This is a genomic window from Lactobacillus gallinarum (genome assembly GCF_002160635.1).
GTDB classification, from domain to species: domain Bacteria; phylum Bacillota; class Bacilli; order Lactobacillales; family Lactobacillaceae; genus Lactobacillus; species Lactobacillus gallinarum.
Window position 1 is genome coordinate 1 of the sequence record NZ_NFKZ01000031.1, and the last position, 20,194, is coordinate 20,194.

16 protein-coding genes are annotated in these 20,194 nt (G+C 31.6%); 9 read left to right on the top strand and 7 right to left on the bottom strand.

Annotated elements, in window-relative coordinates; all coding sequences use genetic code 11:
• The first annotated feature begins 1,350 nt into the window (after positions 1 to 1,350).
• On the top strand, positions 1,351 to 1,950 hold the full coding sequence (locus B5E95_RS08605; protein WP_087236257.1) for a recombinase family protein: 600 nt from the start codon (positions 1,351 to 1,353) through the stop codon (positions 1,948 to 1,950).
• 1,379 nt (positions 1,951 to 3,329) lie between these two features.
• Positions 3,330 to 4,412 (top strand): hypothetical protein, encoded by a 1,083-nt coding sequence (locus B5E95_RS08610; RefSeq protein ID WP_087236259.1) that lies wholly within the window; start codon positions 3,330 to 3,332, stop codon positions 4,410 to 4,412.
• Positions 4,413 to 4,528: 116 nt separating this feature from the next.
• Here B5E95_RS08610 and B5E95_RS08615 read toward each other — a convergent pair whose 3' ends face one another.
• Entirely contained in the window at positions 4,529 to 5,026 is a 498-nt protein-coding gene (locus tag B5E95_RS08615; RefSeq protein WP_087236261.1) for a hypothetical protein, read from the bottom strand.
• A gap of 1,257 nt (positions 5,027 to 6,283) precedes the next feature.
• On the opposite strand from B5E95_RS08615, the gene B5E95_RS08620 reads away from it, so the two are divergent.
• Complete coding sequence (locus tag B5E95_RS08620) at positions 6,284 to 6,907, top strand: hypothetical protein (protein WP_087236263.1); 624 nt, start codon at positions 6,284 to 6,286, stop codon at positions 6,905 to 6,907.
• Positions 6,908 to 7,644: 737 nt separating this feature from the next.
• Here the strand turns inward: B5E95_RS08620 and B5E95_RS08625 are convergent.
• Positions 7,645 to 8,907, bottom strand: a complete 1,263-nt coding sequence (locus B5E95_RS08625; RefSeq protein WP_087236265.1) for an MFS transporter — start codon at positions 8,905 to 8,907, stop codon at positions 7,645 to 7,647.
• Between the two features lie 97 nt (positions 8,908 to 9,004).
• Here B5E95_RS08625 and B5E95_RS08630 point away from each other — a divergent pair, with 97 nt between their 5' ends.
• The 3 genes from B5E95_RS08630 to B5E95_RS08640 all read left to right on the top strand — a co-directional run bounded on the left by B5E95_RS08630 (position 9,005) and on the right by B5E95_RS08640 (position 12,931).
• Positions 9,005 to 9,865, top strand: coding sequence for a helix-turn-helix domain-containing protein (locus B5E95_RS08630; RefSeq protein WP_087236267.1), 861 nt, complete (start codon positions 9,005 to 9,007; stop codon positions 9,863 to 9,865).
• Between the two features lie 1,002 nt (positions 9,866 to 10,867).
• Positions 10,868 to 11,050 (top strand): hypothetical protein, encoded by a 183-nt coding sequence (locus tag B5E95_RS08635; RefSeq protein ID WP_087236268.1) that lies wholly within the window; start codon positions 10,868 to 10,870, stop codon positions 11,048 to 11,050.
• Between the two features lie 3 nt (positions 11,051 to 11,053).
• Positions 11,054 to 12,931 (top strand): ThiF family adenylyltransferase, encoded by a 1,878-nt coding sequence (locus tag B5E95_RS08640; protein ID WP_087236270.1) that lies wholly within the window; start codon positions 11,054 to 11,056, stop codon positions 12,929 to 12,931.
• Between the two features lie 202 nt (positions 12,932 to 13,133).
• Here the strand turns inward: B5E95_RS08640 and B5E95_RS08645 are convergent, their stop codons facing one another.
• The 3 genes from B5E95_RS08645 to B5E95_RS08655 form a co-directional block, all read right to left on the bottom strand.
• Positions 13,134 to 14,288: an SLAP domain-containing protein gene (locus B5E95_RS08645; protein WP_087236272.1), complete on the bottom strand. Its 1,155-nt coding sequence runs from the start codon at positions 14,286 to 14,288 to the stop codon at positions 13,134 to 13,136.
• 146 nt (positions 14,289 to 14,434) lie between these two features.
• Positions 14,435 to 15,370 (bottom strand): helveticin J family class III bacteriocin, encoded by a 936-nt coding sequence (locus B5E95_RS08650; RefSeq protein ID WP_087236273.1) that lies wholly within the window; start codon positions 15,368 to 15,370, stop codon positions 14,435 to 14,437.
• 30 nt (positions 15,371 to 15,400) lie between these two features.
• Positions 15,401 to 15,715, bottom strand: a complete 315-nt coding sequence (locus B5E95_RS08655; RefSeq protein ID WP_056985407.1) for a hypothetical protein — start codon at positions 15,713 to 15,715, stop codon at positions 15,401 to 15,403.
• Between the two features lie 311 nt (positions 15,716 to 16,026).
• Here B5E95_RS08655 and B5E95_RS08660 point away from each other — a divergent pair, with 311 nt between their 5' ends.
• Both B5E95_RS08660 and B5E95_RS08665 read left to right on the top strand, forming a co-directional pair.
• On the top strand, positions 16,027 to 16,383 hold the full coding sequence (locus B5E95_RS08660) for a helix-turn-helix domain-containing protein (RefSeq protein ID WP_087236276.1): 357 nt from the start codon (positions 16,027 to 16,029) through the stop codon (positions 16,381 to 16,383).
• Positions 16,364 to 16,828: an ImmA/IrrE family metallo-endopeptidase gene (locus tag B5E95_RS08665; protein ID WP_056985405.1), complete on the top strand. Its 465-nt coding sequence runs from the start codon at positions 16,364 to 16,366 to the stop codon at positions 16,826 to 16,828. The genes B5E95_RS08660 and B5E95_RS08665 overlap by 20 nt, the downstream gene beginning before the upstream one ends.
• A 119-nt stretch (positions 16,829 to 16,947) precedes the next feature.
• Here the strand turns inward: B5E95_RS08665 and B5E95_RS08670 are convergent, their stop codons facing one another.
• A complete protein-coding gene (locus tag B5E95_RS08670; RefSeq protein ID WP_087236277.1) occupies positions 16,948 to 18,222 on the bottom strand; it encodes an MFS transporter in 1,275 nt (424 codons plus the stop codon).
• Between the two features lie 96 nt (positions 18,223 to 18,318).
• Here B5E95_RS08670 and B5E95_RS08675 point away from each other — a divergent pair, with 96 nt between their 5' ends.
• Complete coding sequence (locus B5E95_RS08675; protein WP_087236279.1) at positions 18,319 to 19,020, top strand: helix-turn-helix domain-containing protein; 702 nt, start codon at positions 18,319 to 18,321, stop codon at positions 19,018 to 19,020.
• A gap of 18 nt (positions 19,021 to 19,038) precedes the next feature.
• Here the strand turns inward: B5E95_RS08675 and B5E95_RS08680 are convergent, their stop codons facing one another.
• Positions 19,039 to 20,088: an IS30 family transposase gene (locus B5E95_RS08680; protein ID WP_087176735.1), complete on the bottom strand. Its 1,050-nt coding sequence runs from the start codon at positions 20,086 to 20,088 to the stop codon at positions 19,039 to 19,041.
• Between the last annotated feature and the right edge of the window lie 106 nt (positions 20,089 to 20,194).

Genomic DNA, 20,194 nt, shown 5'->3' on the forward strand with positions numbered 1-20,194 from the left:
GTAAAGAGTCCATTTTGACCTCGTTTCTAAATGTTGTGTGGTAACTACATTCTATCAAACAGGTCCGAATGGACTTTTTATTTTTTATCAAGTGTTCAATTTAATTTTACAATCGGCGACAATTTTATTTCTATCAAAGTTTACTTTTCTTCTATAAACATTTAACTAATTATCATTTTAATGGCAAACAGGAAGATTTAGATACTTGCCGAGGTATTGTTAATGGTTTGAAACTAACTGGAATGAAAGCGTATGGAATTGAGTTAGAGGAATTTTTAAATAAGCATATGTAAAAAAACGTATTTGAACATTTAACCCATAAAATGTTCAAATACGATTTTTTTGTTTTTTTTAATCTAATCCCAATATACTTAAAGCATAAATTAATTAAGCGAGGAAATAAAATGAAAAATGTGAATGATTTAATAGTTAAGTTGATATTTGACAATGAATAAAATTTTTTTCACTAGTAAGGGGGCGATTAATGATGGATATCAATTGTATCTTTAGACCTATTATTCATCAAATGTAATTTATGACTGAAAACGAAAAGAAGGAAGAAAAAGGGACTAAGATCGAAAGATCTTCAGAAAAAAAGAAACTTGAAAGTATTGTAGAGGGTTTGCTAATCAAGTTTAAGTAAATTAAAAAATCTTTTGACTATTTAAATTCAATTTTTAAAGGAAGTGAGTTTTTATAATGACTGCATTAGTATATGTAACTTTAGCTGCTGATAGACATGGTAATAAATAATAATCACATAGAAAGGAAATAAAAAATGCAAAAAACAGCATTACCAATATGGATTACACCATATAAGTAAAAATTTAAATTAATACAGTTAAAGAAAGGGGAGATTATTTATGGGCATTGTTTTTGGAGACAGACCTTGGCAAAGAAGAGGTTTGTAATAAATTGAAAAAATTTATTGCATTAAGCTTTAAAAGGATTTTTTAGAAAGGAGCATAACTATGCGAGTACAACCTAATCGTCATATTGTAATCGATGTCGATATTGAACTTTAATACTGAAAAAATAGCGTGAAGAGTTATATAGAAAGGAAAAATTTGTTTATGAAAGCACAACCTAATTTTCACATTCATATTCATTTAGAATTTTAAAGCTAATAACTTGTTACGTTGAAAGGAGATGTTACAGATGAGAACTAATGTATATGACCCTTGGTGGAGAATTAATTTATAAAAAATAAGATTAAAAGCTTTATTTCAATAAAGCTTTTTTTATTGCAATTCTGTAATCAAGAGTTGAAAGTCTTGATTACAAAACTAAAAGCCTTTAAAATCAAGATATAAGCTGTATTCAAGACTTAGTATCATAGAATGAAGGAAAATGCTGCAAATGATATATGGTTACGCCAGAGTGTCTACTGCTCAACAGGATTACGCAACTCAAATAGACGATTTAAAACGTGCAGGTGCTAGTAAGATTTTTAAAGATAAATACACTGGTACCACTGCTAATCGTCCTGAATTTGATAAGCTAATGGATAAACTTCAAAATGGCGACACCTTGATTGTCACTAAATTAGATCGATTAGCAAGGAATACTCAAGACGCGCTTAGCATTGTAAAACAAATGAATGATGAGGGCGTCATTCTACGCGTTTTAAATATTGGAACTATTGATAATTCACCAAGTGGTCGTTTAATCTGCACTGTGTTCTCTGCATTTGCAGAATTTGAGCGAGATTTAATCGTAAGTAGAACTCAAGAAGGGAAAGCTTGGGCTAAAGCAAATAATCCTAATTTTCATGATGGAATGCCGCGCAAATACACCAAAGAACAAATAGATTTTGCTTGGAAATTACATACCCAAAATCATATGAGCTATTCAGAAATCAGTAAGAAGTTAGGAATATCTAAAGCAACAATATATCGACGATTTAGAGAATTAAGAATACAAAATATCAACAAAAAAAGCCGCCCTTAAGGACGACCTTTTTGGTATTGGAGAAATAGATCACAGATCAACGAAGTAATTCATCAAGGAGAGCTTTAAGGGCCTTTTTGATTGCTTTCTTAAAGTGCTTGAAGAACTTGTTGCGACGATCTATTGGTATAAATACTAGTACAAAAAGTAAATACCACTTCACGGAGCTATACCTCCTTCTACACGCAGAGTAAAAGGGAGCCGCCCTTTTCAAATAACGTGCTTTTTAATTTTATCATGTTATAATGTGGATAGTACAAAAGTAAATACACTATAGCGTGTGTTAAGAACTAATCAGCCAATTAGTTCGCAGAGTTGTGGACGGTCGTTTTACGATCGTCTTTTTGTATGCTCAAGTTTTATTTCAGAATACAGCATAATGATGGTAAAATTATCTGTGTAAAGATATTATTTTATTTTATTTTGATCACTTCTTTAAGTGATGGACTTTGACACATTTGTCGAAGTATTTTGTTTAATTGAGGCTCACAGTTGAGCTATGTGAAATTACAACTGATGATGTATCTGACGGAACTAGCTAGGTTGTAATTATATTTAAAGAAAAAGCTCCGGTGCGTTAACAGCCTAACCCTGTTAACTGGTTTGAATACCAAGCATGTGTAGCGGTTAGGGCATTAATTTTATGAGTATTATTAAGGTCGCACTTTTTTGTATAAAAGTGGGCTTTTTTTGTACTCAAAAATGGGTTCAAATGTGGTTTCCAATGAAGCTATGTTGAACTAAAAGGAGAGGCCCAAAATGTAATATTGGTCCAGTAAAATTTGGTAACTAATTAGAAGGGAATGTTTTAAAATGTTGATATTAATCAGAGGTAGACCATGGGGTCAAAGAATAATTTTATTATTTAAAAGGTGTTAGAAATGTCATGTAGAAAACTTGCTTCTAGATGGCATTTTTGTTTAGAAAGAGCAACGCAATTTGAAATTGTGACTTGCTAATTTTTCGTAGAAAAAAATTAGCTTGGAACAGATTTCAAATTCACTGTTACAAGTTGTGCAAGATAGATTGAAGTGATAAAAAAGCGACTGTCTCTTTTTAGCGGAACTTTGCTTTTGGCTTTGGAATTTTTGATAAAAAATTCCATTGCTAAAAAGCATTGTGGAGCAGAAAGAGACAGTCGCAGGCGTTGAGATCAACGCTCGCTCCAATCGGCTGTCACTGCTAAATCTACTTTTTTCATAGATTTAGCTGCATTATTTTCGAAATAAATCCCATATTGGCAAGTAAGTAGAAATTAATGTTGCTTATTACGAGCCGCTTGTCGATGGCAAGACATTAAATTGCTGATTTGGAATCGTAAGTTTCCTACTTGGCTCGGTGTTTTAACTCTTAAATTTGTTATAAAGAAGGAATATAAAATGCCTAAAAATTTACGTCATATTTTCCGTTCTGAACTAATTAAACAAAGGAAAAATGGAATTAAAACTACTCGACAGCAAATCAAAAAGGCACACAACGGAAAAATGGCTGATTATCATCATATTTTTTCAGACAACTCTTATAAAAAGCATTGGGCACGTGCACAAAAATTTGCAGAATTTTGTCGACAAAATAATATTAAAAAAATGGAACAAATTACACCTAGCTTTGCTCAAAAGTATTTGCTTTATGAACGTGATCAAAATGTTAATGGCTACCAAGGTTACTCTGCTTCTACCATTGGATCTGATGCACTAATGATCAATCATCTAATGATTGGTTCAGGATATTGGAAAAATGGTCAGCGAATCCAAAAAAGTAAGCTTCCTGACATGCCCAAACGATCAACATTACTTGCAAAACAGCGTCAGAAATCGATGAGTAGTCGCGAATGGATTAGCACTCATCCGCATACCTACGCTCAATATAAAAATCAAATCGATACTATCCGAGCATTTGGTTTAAGAAGGCGTGAATTAACTGGTGGATCTTCACAAAATGGTAGGGATGGCTTAGGTGATCGATCAATTTATCAAACAAAAGATGGCAGATTATTTGCGATTGTTCAGGGTAAGGGCGGTAAAATTAGATGGACTGAATGTCGACAGGATTTGCAAAACGAAATGAAACAAATTTATGCTAAAAAAATACGTCCAATATCTGAAAGACCAAAAAGTAAATCTGACTTTCGTCATAATCTAAAAATTAATCAACCTTTTTATCGATCGTTTGATCATAATGTGCCAACTCACATTCATCGTGCTAACTATGCGCAGCATATGATTAAGCAACTTAATCAGCATAATTTTAGTGGTACGAAGAAGAAAATTATTTATTTTCGAAATGGTTTAAAAGCTAATGGTCATACCAAATATACTAAAGGCTATAAATCTATCAATTTACACGATAGTTATCAAATTGGAGCTTATAGTGCACAGTATGGTGCTTTTTATCAATTATCTAAATATATGGGACATAACAGATTAGACGTCTTACAAAGTTATTTAGGGGAAGGACGTTAAAAATAAAAAGAATACATTTTAATTTAGCCTTAAATTTTGGCACAAAAAAACCTATTAAATCTTGGTATTATAACCGTGATTTAATAGGTTTTTTATTAATTAAGTTAAGCTACGAACTATTGGTTAGAATCCTCATTATTGTAATCGAAATCCTGACTCTCGTCTTGAGCTTTGTCATTTAATGGATATGATAATGGTTGATTATCAAAAATAGCATCCACATCTACATCTTCAGCATCTTCAGAAGTATTGGATGAAGCAGGCTGTGTAGCTTTTTCGTCTTTCAAAGCAATAATTTCTTTTTTTAATTGATCAATTTCTGATTTAATGTTTTTTAATACAGAAATGATTTGGGACTGATCTTCAAGCTGCTCGTGTGCAGTCTTTAACTCATTTTCTAAAGTAACGATCAATAACTTATCAGATTGCTTCTTAGCCTTTTCCAATTTCAATTGACTCACAACTGCTTGCTTCGTTGAAGATGAAAAACTTTCAACGCCAGATTTGAAACCTAACTTTTTAATTTGAGTTTCAATATCTTTCAAAGTGATAGTTTTGTCCTTAGTAGCCGTAATAGCTGCTTCTAGGATCTCAATTTTCGAATAATCTTCCATGATTATTCCTCCTTGTATTTTAGTTTAGAAACTTTAAGTTTCTAATTACGAGGATAAAATAATTTGATTAATCATGGGGGGTTTGTTTATATTTGGAAAAAATGCTCATTTTAGCATAAGATATGACGTATTTTTCGTTATAATTACCACTTTTATTCATTAATTTGTTATGTAAAAAGAAGGATTGTATGTATTTTGCTTAATAATTTAAATACATTCTTTTATAAATTACTAGAATTTGATGAAATAGGAACTTTTATAAAAAAACAGTTTGTAGCATTCGCGTTTTTGATAAAAAGAAATATTTGCGTGAAATATTATCTTTTATTTGAAAATCATATGCATTATAATTAAGATAACAATTAAATATATGAAAGCAATAAAAAAGCCCATTATCAGTATTGGCGTACCGACAGCGGGTCAAGCTCATTGATTACAAAGCCTAATCAACAAGTGATTTTTAACTTTCTTATAGATATATTCTAGCAAGGTAGATAATATTTTTCAATTAATTAAACGATGTTTTCTACGATACTATTGATAGACGTATTAGATATAAGATTAAAAACGATGATTAACGGCTGTAGTCAATGAATTGACTACAGCTTTTTTAGTAGATTGATTATCTTTAATGCTAATAAAAGGAGTGGCTATCCTTGTTAATCACTAGTTAAAGCCCCTCAGTTGCACGGGACGCGCGTGTCTGGGAGTTAAATATTATAGGTAAGCTAAACCTGTTTATTTCGCAAATAACGAAGACGTGGCATAACTTCCATGAAAACCTACGGGTTGATTGAGTTGTAGGAAGCCTCGGAAATGCTAACGACAATCCTTATGGTCGCAAAGTTCGAGTTTACTTGAGTTATCGAACACAAACCTAAAAACTCTCGTCCAACACGACGTTAAACTGAGACCTAAAAGGAACAAGGGCGGGGTGAGTTTAAACTGTCGGCGAAAGTTAATTGCTGAGATCTGAAGCAATGCTTGATTTTTGAGCAATTAACTTTCGACTATACGGAAGCCATGCGTCTTCTCAGTAGTTTTTTAGCCGCGCTTAGGCTAACTATTGAGGAGGCGCTTTGCGCCTTTACCTTTACCACGCCGTAGGCGGGGGGATTTTATTTTTATAAAATCTATTTATTTTTTATTTATTTGTTGGGCGTAGTGGCAAGCCGGGAAGGCCGGTCGAAATTTTCGAATTTAATAGAATGTAAAACTACGTAATATTACTTACTGATTACATAGGAGATTACGTATATGAAATATGAAGGAAAGAATGTTTATTCGAGTGGTGAGATCGCTGATCTACTGGGGTTTGATGACTACCACCGGGTAAGTAATTACTTGAAGAAGATCGGTGCAAAGAATGTAACCAAGAAAGGTAATACCCGTTACTATAGTGAGAAAACAAAAGAAACGGTGATTACATACTTCAAAGCATTGGAACACAAGGGATTTGGAGAATCTAAAAAAGATCAGTTAATAGAAGAATTACGTACCCAATTACGTACTGCTCAGAAGGAATCAGTGGACAAATTAGCTGAACAAAAGAAGGAATATGATTCCAAATTGGATGAACAAAAAGAATCATATGAGCGATTGATTGCAGCTAAAGATGATGATATTTCAAATTTGAAAGATACGGTTTCTAATTTGAGGGATCAGCAGGACGTGGCCAATGAACAGATTAAACAATTGACCATGGTCACAAAACAAGCGCAAAGCTTAAACTTAGCAGATAAATCGCCAGAGCAGATTAAGATGCTTAAAGGTGATGCTGAGACGAGCAATGAGCAAATAGATTCCCAACAGAAAGAAGATAGTGGTACATCAAATGAGCCATCTAGAAAGCATTGGTGGCAAAGAATGTTTTCTAGGTGAAGAAAATAATGACCTGTAATTTAGTAATTTTTCTTGTAAGGTCCTCAGTTTTTCAATTAGGAGATATCCCTACAATCCGTGTCCGGAAGGAGGCACCGCGTATTCAATCACAAACTGTATGATAGTCTATAGGGTAAACTAAAATTCGAAAACAAGAAGATATAAATATTTTGTTAATCAAATTAGGCATTAAGGAAAAAATTTATTAATTTAGACATGAATAAGACCCGTAAAAACTAGATGTTTTACGGGTCTTAAAATTAGATTGTGTAGACTTAATTCTTTGCAGCAGCTTCTGTTTCAGCGGCTGTGTTTTCATAGGCAAATTTCTCCTTTTTAAATAGAATTAAAATTTATAATTTATTACAAACCTCTTGCCAAAGTCTGTCTCCAAAAACAATGTTCATAAATATCATCACCTTTCCTTGAGTTCTATTAACTACTTTTTACTTATATGGCGTAATCCATATTGGCAATGCATTTGTTTTTATATTCTCTCTTTTTATTATTTGATACCTCTTCTATCGACCGCTAAAGTCACATACACTAATGTAGCCCTCACAAAAATCACTTTCTTTAAAATCTTTATCTAACCTTGATTAACAAACCTTCAATTATTGCCTCTAACTTTTTCTTTTTTGTAAAAGTTGGGGAGGGTTATCTTGGGGAAATGTTGATAGAGCAATGTTCTTAGCATTTAAATTAGCATTGACATCAATAAACTACGTTTAATGGAATTAACTAGCCTTTTCAGTTACGGGTAAATTATTTTTAGATTTTACGTTAATAGTTAAGGCAGTGATTAATGTGATAATTTCTACTGTAATTAAAAGAATTAATGATACATTAACATTAATAACTCCAGAGATAGTAGTCATAATAGTAGTCATAATTGGAGCAATTGCCATAAGAATTACATTAAGTAAACCCATGGTGGAAGCCAAAATTTTATGTTCAACCGAAGTTACTAACCATTGCTGTAGTTTGATTGAACCGACGCCAGCAATAAAAGCTGTAAGAAATTCAGCCGTTAATACTGCATACGTATTGTTGAATAAAACTGAACTTACGGTAATAATACTTGCAACATTGGCAGCAATAATTGTAGAAAATACTGATACTTTTTTGAATAGTTGAGGCCCAAACATTGAACCAATTGCAAATCCAGTACCCATAACTACGTTAAATAAAGCAATTGTAAAGCTGTAAGTACCAATCAACATTGTTGATTTATGTGCGACTAAAACAATGTTAATTAATGGAACAACGGCATCTAAAGCCCCATTTAAAAGTGCAATTACTAGAACGGTAGTTAATAAACCATTTTGCTTTTTTACCTGGGCAAATGAAGATTTCATAGTGGTCCAAAAACCTTGTTCATTTATTTCTGTACGTTCATTCGTATTGATATCTTTTTTGTGCTTTAATCCAACAGTAGCATATAGAAGCCCCGCTAGTAAAAATGTTCCGGCATTTAAAAATGCTAATGATGAATATGACATTAATAATAACAGACCGGCTCCTATGAATTGAGCGCACATACTGATAATTTGACTAATTCCACCAGTGAAACCTTCCGCTTCTGCAAACTTACTTTCACCTACAATATCAACGACTAGTGGAGAGATTAATCCCAGTGAATATGAACCTATTGTATCAGAAACGAAGTTAATAATAACAATAGCTAATACTAGATTCCATTGGGATATGCTAGTAATAAAAAGTAATCCGACTAAAGAATATAGTAGAAATCTAATGACAGCACATATAAAAATATTTTTGAATTTCTTTTGGGTTTTATCAGCAAAATACCCTCCAAATACTCCCAGTAATTTAGGAATGGATTCAGAAATTGCAATTAATGAAATAGCTAATGAATAGTTTTGTAATTTACTAGCATAGGTCATGAACGCTAAGTAAAATAGTACATCTCCAGCACTAGAAAGAAAACTAGCAACTGAAAATCTTCTGTAATCTTTGTTTTTAATAAATACATTCATAATTTTTAACCCCTTCTTTAGATATTAAAAATCATGATATAAGATTTATAATGGAATTAATATAATAGTCGTATTCGAATTTTGGAGGCTATTTTTTATGACAATTGGTGAATTGCTTAAAGAATATCGAATTAGTCAGGGAAAAAAACAAAAAGAATTTATTGATAGTGGAACTATTATCAGTCAATCATTTTATTCTAAAGTAGAAAAAAATGTTCATAAAATTGCAGCTGATAGTTTAGTAGATATTTTGCATTATAATAATATTCCTGTTTGGGAGTTTTTTAGTAGATTAAATCAAAGTGATGAAATAAAGCATCAGCAGATTGAATCTTTTAACAAGATAATGTCAGATGCTTTTTACGATAATGATAAGAAAAAAGTAGAAAACCTAAAGCCTTTAATTAAAGAAAGTAATCTTTCTGAAAAAGATAAGCAAGAGGAACTTTTATTAGTCAAGGCATGGCTAGAATTAATGAAAAAAAATACTACAAAGCCAGATATTGAATTAAGAAAAAAAATAAAAGATAAAATATTTGATATTCCTAATTTTAATTACAATAAAATATCTCTTTTTTGTAATTTTATGAAGTTTTATGATTTTAATAGTAATAAGATAATTAGTAAAAAAATTATTGAACAAAACATTAGTAGTAACAGCATTAAGATACAGACAGCTATACTTGCAATTATAGTGAATATCCTAGCTTTTTCACTTAAAGATGGTAAAGAGAACGATACTGGTTACTTTATTGAAAATGGCAACAAAATAAAAACACGCCCTGAATTAGTATTTTATAAATCTGCTTTTTATTTCTTTGAAAATATTGTTGATTATAGTTTAACTAAAAATAATGCCAGCTATAATAAATGTCAAAATACTAAGGACTTTTTAGCTAACATAGGAATGTCGAAATACAGTAAAGTTCTTGAACAACTCTTAGCAAAATACAATTAAAGTCGTAAACGTATTAAAAATATAGCCTTAATATTCGTATTTGAAATTAAAATTCAAATACGAATATTTTATTTTACTTTAATCTTGCCCCTTATACTAAGAAACATAAAGTTTAAAGAAAACATTGGAGGAATAAATATGTGGGACGGAAACGTTATTGTATTTAGAACAAAATAAGTTGAAAAGAGGGAAAGTTATGAAAAAAAAGTGTAGGGATCCAAATTTAAATTATGAAAATCTATGAATATCAAATAGATATTGTGAAATTCCTAAAAAAAGTATATTGAATTTATTTTATATTATAGGCCAGGTAAATAGTAATGAGTTGAAGAAAAAAGGGCCACCACGCAATTAATCTTATTTAAATAAAAATAGTAGTAATTGATTTAGAAAGGAATAAAGCATGAGACAAATTCATATTGGACCGCCACCATATGTTGGTTCATGGTAAAAAACAGATGTTAGGTAAGTAGGATTGAAAGGAGATAAAAATGTACGAAACTAAAGACAATGTAGTTGAAGAAGAACATGTTTTTGTACTTTGCGGAAACATCTAATTATGGTTGAAGAAAGTATAAAAGAGAAAAGGAAGAGAGGGAATTTTATGTACGAAACTAAAGATAATGTAGTTGAAGAAGAACACGTTTTTGTACTTTGTGGAAATATCTAATTATGGTTGAAGAAAGTATAGAAGAGAAAAGAAAGAGAGGAAATTTTATGTACGAAACTAAGGACAATGTGGTTGAAGAAGAACACGTTTTTGTACTTTGTGGCAATATCTAATAATGAAGGAGGATATACAATGTTACCATATGAATGGCATAAAATTTAATTGATTATTTATTTGTAAAAGCAGAGTCTATGGACTCTGCTTTTTGTATGTATTAAGAAATATAAAAAGCAGAGTTCTTTAATAATTTGCTTAATTCGTATATGACTTTTTCATAATATAGTGAAATTTCTTGGTATTCTTATTTCAAATATTACAGGAGATGGATTTTTATGAGAATTATTAAGGACAAAGAATTAACATCGTTGGTAAAGAAAAAGTTGGAAAGAAAAAATAAAAATAAATTTTTAGGTTTTTTTATAAAAGAGTCTAAGAAAGACCGAAAAGCTGTTCAAAATGAAATTAATCAAGTTACTAGTTTATTGGAAGTTTTAAAAGAACGAGGTTGGAAATAAGTTATGAAACAAATTGCCTTAAAGAAAGAATTATATTGGAAATTACATAATGATGGAATTACAGTTTATAGTTATAATGCAGATTTACAAAAACGTATTTATGTTAAAGACCCGAAAGCAGTATTTTTGATATTAAAACATTTAGAAAAACCTATAACTGTAGATGATTTATATAAAAGTCTTCCCAATGTATCTAGAGGGCTTATTCAAAAGGTAATAGACTTTTTAATAAATAAAAATTATCTATATACTAATTTTGATATAAGTCCTAAATATGACAGATTAAAACATTTTGTCTCAACTATTCCTAATACAGATTTAAAAGATTATAAGTCAAAATTAGATGGAATTAATGTTTTAGTTTTAGGTACTGGAACAGGTGGAAGTTTCCAATTAGAAGTATTAAAGAGATTAGGTATTAAACAGTTTACATTAATAGATAAAGATAAGGTTGAAGCTAAAAACTTATGTGCTCAGAATTATCAGGAAACAGATATTGGAAGATATAAGGTTGATGTTCTGAAAGAAAAGTTATCAGACTCCACGACACAGATTAAAGTGTTAAAAAAATATATTCATACTTATAGTGAACTACGGCAATTAGTAGACCTTAATGCTTTTAATTACATTATTGATACTATGGACGATAAAGCAGTTAATTTGCAAATTTTGCATCATATTTTTGAAGATTATTCAAAAACAAAACTAATCCTTAACGGCTATCTTGTTCAAAAACAAATGAGTTATATTGTAACTCAAGAAAACTATAAGAATTTTTTGCTGGAGGTTGATGATTTATTTTCAACTATTGATCCTGCAAAAGAAATTACTGATAACTCTGGATCTATTTTTAATGCGTTATTTATGTCTATTTCAGTTGGTAAGATGTTATTTGACGATATTTTTGCTATTAGACAGACTAATTATGCGTACGCGGACTTCTTTATGAACGATTATTTTATTGGAAATAATTGGGAATATAACTTATATAAAACATTTTCGTCAACAAAAAAGTCGTTAAATTGTGTTACAAGTAGATGTTCAATTTCAACTGATAATGATTGGCTTTTACCTATTAATGAACATAATTTTTTGCAAAATAAGGTAAAAAATACTTTTAATTTAAATATTCATGAGAAGAGATTTTTAACTCAAAGTGATGATTTTTCTAAATTTAAGTTTGCTAAAAAGGTTTTTAATTCAACTAAATTGATTAAAGATAAGTCTGAACAGTCTATTGAACAATCTATTAAACCGATAAAATCACATTTGTCAGCTTTTATAGAAGATGTATTTGGGGATAAATATAAGAACTATGTAGAAGAACTCTTAAGTAGTCAAAGAGTTTGTGATAAATCTGGTAGATTTGATAAAAAAGCTAATTTGACACTGTTTAATAATGGCTATCCTTTAATATATTTAACTGAAGACTTAAATAGTTCATATAAACTGAATAGATTTATTCATGAATTATTTCATACAATTATTTATAAAAAAACGGTGAATTCTTATAAACATGAAGATTTAGTATTTAATTATTTAACTACATTTTTGTTTTTAAATAAAGAAAATAAGGTATTTAAATCACTTTTAGTTGCGCATATTCAATCTTCTGCGGTTTTATATATGAATACTTTTTTATCTACTTTGTATGAAAAAAAGGTAATTAATAATGATCTTGATAGTTTTACGTCATTACCAATACTTAAAGGCGTATCTACAAAAGAAATTTGCCAGATCCTAAATATTGACATAAACTATCAAAAGCCATTTCATTGTTTAAAATATGTAAATGCGTTTGAAAAAAATTTTAATATTTATCGTCAGGTAGCTAGTTGGTTACTTAAGAATAATTCTGTCGAGATTATGGTTAATAAATAGGAAAACTTTAGAGCATCATAGAAATATGCTAACTTAGTGTTGTGTTAGATCAGAATTGAGGTTCATGATCTGGCACTTTTTATTTTGTGTTCAAGAGTTTAGACATAAAAAAGCCGTAAAACATTTAGTTTTTACGGCTTTTTTATGTCTAAATTATATAGACTTATTTCTTTGCGGCAGCTTCTGCTTCAGCATCTGTGTTTTATGGTGTTAATGTCAAACCTTGATTGATAAATTTAACATCGCTTGCCTTAACGTAGGCATCACTGCCAACATTAATTCGATCAATATTACCTGTAGCATAGAATTTAGTACCAACTAAGTGGTAGAACAATTCTGCTTTGTTTTCACTTGGAACCCAAATGTAGACTAATTTGTCCACTTTAAGATGTCCCATTTGCTTTACGATCTTTGCACCATTGTGGTTTTGCATAGTACCATCAGCATTGTAAACATCGGTATCCTTGATAAATTGAATATAACCATAGTGTTCATTGTTATAATCATGCTTTACCAATTGTTTATCTGCAGTTACATCAACTGCCAAAAGCCAAGTATCTGTTCCCTTAATTCTGTACAGGCCTTCTCGACCTATAGCTGTTGGGAAACTGTCAGCAAATGGAGTAACTTCTAATCTATCTACAGTAAATTTAGTACCAGCCTTAAGGTTCTTTTGAATAGCTTTACCTTGATTGTCATAAATGTTTACACCATAAACATTCTTTACAGTAACGGTAGCTTCTTCTGCATTAGTGTTAGTAGTAGAATTAGTTGGTTTATTGGTTGTAGTGTTTGATGCATTAGAACTGTTAGATGATGAACTAGAATTGTTGGTTGAAGTATTAGTTCCGATGACTGGACCTAAGTTAGCAGTTCTTACATATTGCTTTCTTGGACCGCCCACCTTGAAGTAGTGCTTGCCATTCTTAAAAGTGTAGTAGCCACCATAAGTAGTTACTATTTCGCCCTTGTATAACTTCCATTTCTTACTGCTTGCAGTCATACCGTAAGGTGTTCTTTGAGTGGAAGTACGGTAAATATAAGCATTGTGGGTTACTCTACGTCTTACACCATCAATGTTAGTTACTCTAACGTATTGATCTTTGCCTGAAATTTTGTAATATTGATTTCCTTTAATAGTTACAGGGGTTGGGTCAACATAAATTGAGCCATAGGTAATATATTTTTGACCTGTTGAATTGCCATCTTTATCATAAGCAATTGAATTATGCATAACTGTCTTTCTGACAGAACTATCTGCAGCTTGAACTGTGTGAGCCTGTGAGCTAAGTGGAAGCATTGGACTTACAGCCATTAAAGCTGCAACTGAAGCTAAGATAATTTTATTTTTCTTCATAAAAAACATACTCCTTAATAAGAAATATTAATATTCTCTTATACATTATCTTACTTTTTTGAAGCCATATAAAGTAATTAACGTACAAAAAAACTAACTAGAAATTTCTAGTTAGTTTTTGATATATGAAATGTTTAATTAATCAATTAATCCCATGATATTTCATAAATTTTGTTTGAAACGGTCTTATTTTTACCACCGACATTAGCATGATATGCGACAGTCAAATAGCCATGATTTTCATCAATAATTTGAATACTTTCAACTTCAGTATGTTCACCTGAAATATCTAATCCACGGAATGCACTTAAGTTTACATTTTCCCATTGAGATTGATCATTACGTGCATAGAATGGAATTTTTAGAATTTCTTTGTGATGAGTAGTCCATGCACCATCACTAAGACTTGGTGATGCTTGACTAGTAATATAAATGTTACCAGAATTATCTAAATCATAGCCTTGAACAGAGTTCAAAACAGAGCCGTATAAACCATATACTGTAAAACTGGTTTCACATTGGTAGTCACCCATATTTACAAAGCCATTATTTCCAGCTGCATCTAATGCATTATTAATAACGTTCAAATCATAAATTGAAAAGTGACCGGTACCATTATTTTCAATAGTAGCAATTAAAAGCATACTATAATCTGGTGAAACTGCTACTTCAGCACGTTTCATTTCATCACCAGAGCATTGATCTTCAGGATTACCTGCACGATTCAAATATGCTAAACGTGGAAATTCGGTATTTGATGAAGCGTATGACTTATATCTAATATCTACACGAGCAATTTGAGATGCCCATTTATTTTTGTTTTTAGTACCAACAAACCATTGACCTGATCTACCTGAATATTCCCAAGTTTGAGTATGACCAGCTGCTGAACCTACTAAAGTAAGAACAGGTGTAGTTACATTACCACGATAACCGCGTAAGACATGTGTTTCTAATTGGCTATTTCTTAATTGAAGACCATAAACATACTTAGAACCCACATTACCTTTTTGAACTACGGCTCTGTAGCCTGTATTCATATCAAATCTGTCTAAAATTCTAACATTTGTTGTTTCTCTCATGATTAAACCTCCGAAAAAATTTCTATCTTCCTATTTGGAAGAATTTTCATTAATAATTTTTGCGACCTTCGCAAAAATATCTTTTACATCTTGGTCTTCCACTTTAAAACCTTTAGCTTCTAGTCCGTCTACTACTGCGTTGACAATCCGATTGATTTTTTGATCGCTGGCTAAGCTTTCTTTGTTGTACAAACCAACGTAATTTTTCATCAGATCATCGGCAGTAATACGAAACTGTTCCAGCCGTTTGTTTTTAAAGTGAACACGACTTAGAATGCCGATACCTATAATGCTGATGAACCACAACGCGAGGGTTGTCAGTTCAACATAATCATGGATATCCATTACTTTCACCTACCTCTCTATTTAGAGGGTGGGCTAAATGTCCATTGGACATCACCTCTGTGAGTTGCCAGCAAGTTATTGAAATATGTCTATGTATAAGCATATTAACTATTGAAAATAGTATGCTTATATACTACAATTAGTGTATAAAAATATTGCTAATGCCATAATCCTCACTGCTAAATAAGATTTATGGTGATTAGTTGAATCACAACTTGTTGACGATAATATGCTTATCTACGAACTTAGTCAAGAGTAAAATGCGTAAAAGCATATTATTTGCTTAGTGAAAAAGTGGAGAAACCCTTGATATGATTGAGTTTGAACGTACTAAGGAATTAGCTAAAAAAAATAAATTAACCTTGCTAGAAGTTAACGATAAAGCTGGACTAGGAAAAAGAACTATTTATAATTGGAAAGACAGGAAGCCTGGTTCATTAGCTTTAAGTGCCGTTGCTAAGGTCTTACATACTTCTACAGATTATTTAAGCGGAAGAACCGATGACCCTAATCCGCACCAGAAAGAAACAGTTGCTTTGGATCATGAAGTTCCTTATTCATATCATGGTTATCATGTTCCCGAAGAATATTTGAATATGGTTCGAGAACTGATGGAAAAGGACATTAGAGAAAGGCGTGCCCGTAAAAATGATCGTGGACAACAGTGAGAGAAAGAATAGATTAATTACTTATCTGTTTAATTATGCTTTTGATAATGATATTGGCTATGTTTTCTATAAGACTAACCCACGGTATCCTTCTCTTGCTTGGAAATGGAAACGTGAAATTGCTATAAATATGAACTGGCATAATCAAGATGAAGTTCCATTTACAATAGGTCATGAGATAGGACATGTTATGCTCGGTGGACCTAATACGAAGCAGCTTTGTTGTATTGCTTATGGAACGCAGATTGAAGAAGAAAAAGATGCAGATATATATTCTTTGCATCTTCTCTACAAGTATTCATGCGCCCAAGAAGATAATTTTTATGACCCATTATCTTTCGTAAAAGCATATGGTATTCCCAATAGAATGATTGGAGAAGCATACAAGATGTTTGCGGAAGAAGAAGGATATGATGCGCCCGACTTAATGATGGAGAATTACTAATTCAAATTTTATTAAATCGTATGAAAAAAGAGAATCCTATAATGATGGATTCTCTTTTTGTATTGTAAAATTTTCAAATTAATCAATTTGTTGTTAGAAGTTAAACTTTAATTTTGATATTATTCACTGACTACAGCGGCTGACTTATCTTCCGCCTCTGCTTTCTTAACTTTTACACTCATCTTAATAGTTACAAACAAAACCGTTGCTTCTACAACTAGTAAAAGAATTAATGCGTAGCGCACATCACTCATACCAGAAACAGTAGTAAAAATAGTAGTCATTACAGGTGATGATGCCATTGCAAAAGTATTTAATAAACCAACAGTTGAGGCTAAGATTTTATGTTCAACTGTGTTAACCAACCATTGAGTTAACTTAATAGAAGCGATGCTGGCTGTTGCAGCTAACAAGAAAAAGAATGGTAAAACTGCATAAATGTGGGCTGAAAGTGTAGATAATGTAGTTAAAAAACTAAGCGCACCAGCAATAATTGTCATTGTAAATGCAGAAACATTTCTGAATAATTGCTGACCGAACATACTACCTAAAGCAGCACCACAACTAACTAATACACCCATTACAGCCATAGTAAAGCTGTAGTTTCCAATTAACATTGTTGACTTGTGTCCTGCCATTACAATTGGAATTAAAGCACTCATTGCTCCTAATACCCCGTTGAGTAATGCTACGATAACCATGATGGTTAACAAGCCTGGAGCTTTTTTAGCTTGAGTAAATGATGACTTCATAGTTGCGAAGAACTTTTGCTCGTTTACTTCTTGTGGTTCAAGTGATTGACCGTCTTTTTTATGCTTTAAGCCAACACTTGCGTACAAAAGTCCTGCTGCTAAAAATGTAAATGCATTAACAAATGCTAAATTGGAGTAAGACATGAATAAAAGCAAACCAGAACCTACAAATTGAGCCACCATGTTAATGATTTCTGATACACCACTTGTAAATCCTTCTGCTTCACCAAAATCTTTTTTACCCACGATATCAGCAACTAATGGCGCTACTAAACCGCCTGAGTAGGAACCAAAAGTATCTGAGAAGAAATTAATTACTACAACTGCAATTACTAGGTTCCAATCTGAAACTTTGGCTACAAATAAAATTCCAACGATTGCGTAAAGAACAAATCTAACTACTGCCATTAAAAAGATATTTTTAAACTTATTGCGAGTTTTATCTGCTAAGTAGCCAGCGAAAATTTCAAAAAGTCTAGGAATTGATTCTGAGATTGCGATTAGAGACAATGCAAGTGAGTAATTATGTAATTTACTTGCGTAAGTCATAAATGCTAAGTAGAAAAGTACGTCACCAGTACCTGAAAGGAAACTAGCGATTGAAAATCTTCTGTAATCTTTATTTTTCAAAAATACGTTCATAATGTTTAACTCCTTTGTTTTAATGTTGATTTAATCTTAGCAAGGAATTAAAATTATTTTTAAAAATTTCGTATTTGAACATTTGGAGGGGAAGATATGACAATTGGAGAATTATTGAAGGAATATCGTCAGAAAAAAGGCTTAACTCAAAAACAATTTGCGGATGGTATTGTAAGTACTTCCTATTATTCTAAGGTAGAGAAAAATGAACACAGAATTACTGCAGAAGATCTTATTGCCGTTTTAGAACATAATGATATTCCCATGTGGTCATTTTTAAAAAGGCTAAGTTTAAAAGAAGATTTCCAACATGAGTATATTAAGAAGATAAATAATGAAGTATTAGATGCGTATTATCACTCGGACAGAAAGAAAATCAAAAAAATACGGCAGGAAATTGAAAATGCTGCTATACATAATAAAGAAGAACATCTTTTAAGCATTGATGGATGGCTGGAAGGATTAAAAACAAAAGATGAGGAGCCGAATTGGAAAGTCAGAAATGCTTTAAAAGATAAAGTATTTAATATTCCAAATATCAATAAAGAGAAACTAAATCTCTTTTGTAATTTCATGGAATTTTATGATCTTGAAACTAATGTAATGATTACTAGAAATGCTCTTAATAAGTTCATGAATAGTAATGATACTGAAATTCAAGAAGTTTTATTAGCAATTATGGACAACCTACTGTATCTTTCCATAAAAGAAAATAACTATGATTATGTGGGATATTTAATCTCTAGTGCTGAGAATTTTCCAGTTAAACCACAATTTTATTTCCGTAAATTGCAATAATAAATTGAACACTTTTAATCAAGCTGCTTGATAGATTAGATCTAATTCTCTTTCAAAGATTTCATCTGGTGTATGATATGCCAATATCTTTCTTGGTAAAGAGTTGCACCAGGTTTCAATGTCTATGATGTCTTGTAGTGAATAATTGTCTATTGCCTCTCCCTTAGGAATAAATCTGCGAATGAGTCCATTATGTCTTTCAACTGTTCCTTTGTCACAAGATGTATAAGGATGAGCATAGTAAACTAAAGTATTTGATACGTCTTCTAAACTTGAAAGATCTGCAAACTCTGAGCCATTATCAGTGGTAATGGTTTTAAAAATATCATTCCAATGTTCGCTGTATTGCCTTTGGAGTTTTTTAAAGGCCTGCATGACACTGACAGAAGTCTTGTCAGGAATACGAAGAATTAAGAACTCACGACTCATACGTTCAGATAAGGTTAGCAGCACCTCATCATCTTTGCTCTTATGTCCGAGAACTAAATCGCATTCCCAATGGCCAAACTCATTACGTTTATTGATCTCTTTAGGACGTTCTTCAATGCTTCTGCCAAGTTTTTTCTTATTTCTGCGAATACGATGAAGCTTGGTATTGCGTTTAAGCTTCTCTGGCAAGTCGTAATTATGTATATCTAATAGACCTTGGTCGACATAATTGTAAAGAGTCTTAGTACAGACAACATCTCTGCTGCTAAATGCGCCAACAGCGGTGGCGCGATTACTGCACACATCAAGCGACCAGCCGTCTTTAAAGAAATGTTTGTGGACATAGCGCATGAATTGAGTTTTCCTGAGAAAGTCTGATTTACGTCCACAATTTTTACGATGAGCTTGATATGCATCATGCCCTTGAGTAGCCTTATATCTTTTGACTTTGCCATGATACAGTTCTACAGTACCGCGCTTAACCTCATAACTGATAGTAGAAGGGGAACAGTTTAATTCACGGGCAATGGCACGCAAAGAATAGCCATCTTTCAAACGCAATTGAATAATAACTCTTTCCTCGAATGATAAATGCTTGCCTTTAATGTGCTGATTCATGGTAGAATGTAAAGAGTCCATTTTGACCTCGTTTCTAAATGTTGTGTGGTAACTACATTCTATCAAACAGGTCCGAATGGACTTTTTATTTTTTATCAAGTGTTCAATTTAATTTTACAATCGGCGA

Coding starts and splice junctions, on each gene's coding strand:
- B5E95_RS08660 (WP_087236276.1), top strand. CDS start 16,027: ATGATTGAGTTTGAACGTACTAAGGAATTAGCTAAAAAAAATAAATTA.
- B5E95_RS08665 (WP_056985405.1), top strand. CDS start 16,364: ATGATCGTGGACAACAGTGAGAGAAAGAATAGATTAATTACTTATCTG.
- B5E95_RS08645 (WP_087236272.1), bottom strand. CDS start 14,288: ATGAAGAAAAATAAAATTATCTTAGCTTCAGTTGCAGCTTTAATGGCT.
- B5E95_RS08610 (WP_087236259.1), top strand. CDS start 3,330: ATGCCTAAAAATTTACGTCATATTTTCCGTTCTGAACTAATTAAACAA.
- B5E95_RS08680 (WP_087176735.1), bottom strand. CDS start 20,088: ATGGACTCTTTACATTCTACCATGAATCAGCACATTAAAGGCAAGCAT.
- B5E95_RS08675 (WP_087236279.1), top strand. CDS start 18,319: ATGACAATTGGAGAATTATTGAAGGAATATCGTCAGAAAAAAGGCTTA.
- B5E95_RS08635 (WP_087236268.1), top strand. CDS start 10,868: ATGAGAATTATTAAGGACAAAGAATTAACATCGTTGGTAAAGAAAAAG.
- B5E95_RS08605 (WP_087236257.1), top strand. CDS start 1,351: ATGCTGCAAATGATATATGGTTACGCCAGAGTGTCTACTGCTCAACAG.
- B5E95_RS08670 (WP_087236277.1), bottom strand. CDS start 18,222: ATGAACGTATTTTTGAAAAATAAAGATTACAGAAGATTTTCAATCGCT.
- B5E95_RS08625 (WP_087236265.1), bottom strand. CDS start 8,907: ATGAATGTATTTATTAAAAACAAAGATTACAGAAGATTTTCAGTTGCT.
- B5E95_RS08630 (WP_087236267.1), top strand. CDS start 9,005: ATGACAATTGGTGAATTGCTTAAAGAATATCGAATTAGTCAGGGAAAA.
- B5E95_RS08655 (WP_056985407.1), bottom strand. CDS start 15,715: ATGGATATCCATGATTATGTTGAACTGACAACCCTCGCGTTGTGGTTC.
- B5E95_RS08640 (WP_087236270.1), top strand. CDS start 11,054: ATGAAACAAATTGCCTTAAAGAAAGAATTATATTGGAAATTACATAAT.
- B5E95_RS08620 (WP_087236263.1), top strand. CDS start 6,284: ATGAAATATGAAGGAAAGAATGTTTATTCGAGTGGTGAGATCGCTGAT.
- B5E95_RS08615 (WP_087236261.1), bottom strand. CDS start 5,026: ATGGAAGATTATTCGAAAATTGAGATCCTAGAAGCAGCTATTACGGCT.
- B5E95_RS08650 (WP_087236273.1), bottom strand. CDS start 15,370: ATGAGAGAAACAACAAATGTTAGAATTTTAGACAGATTTGATATGAAT.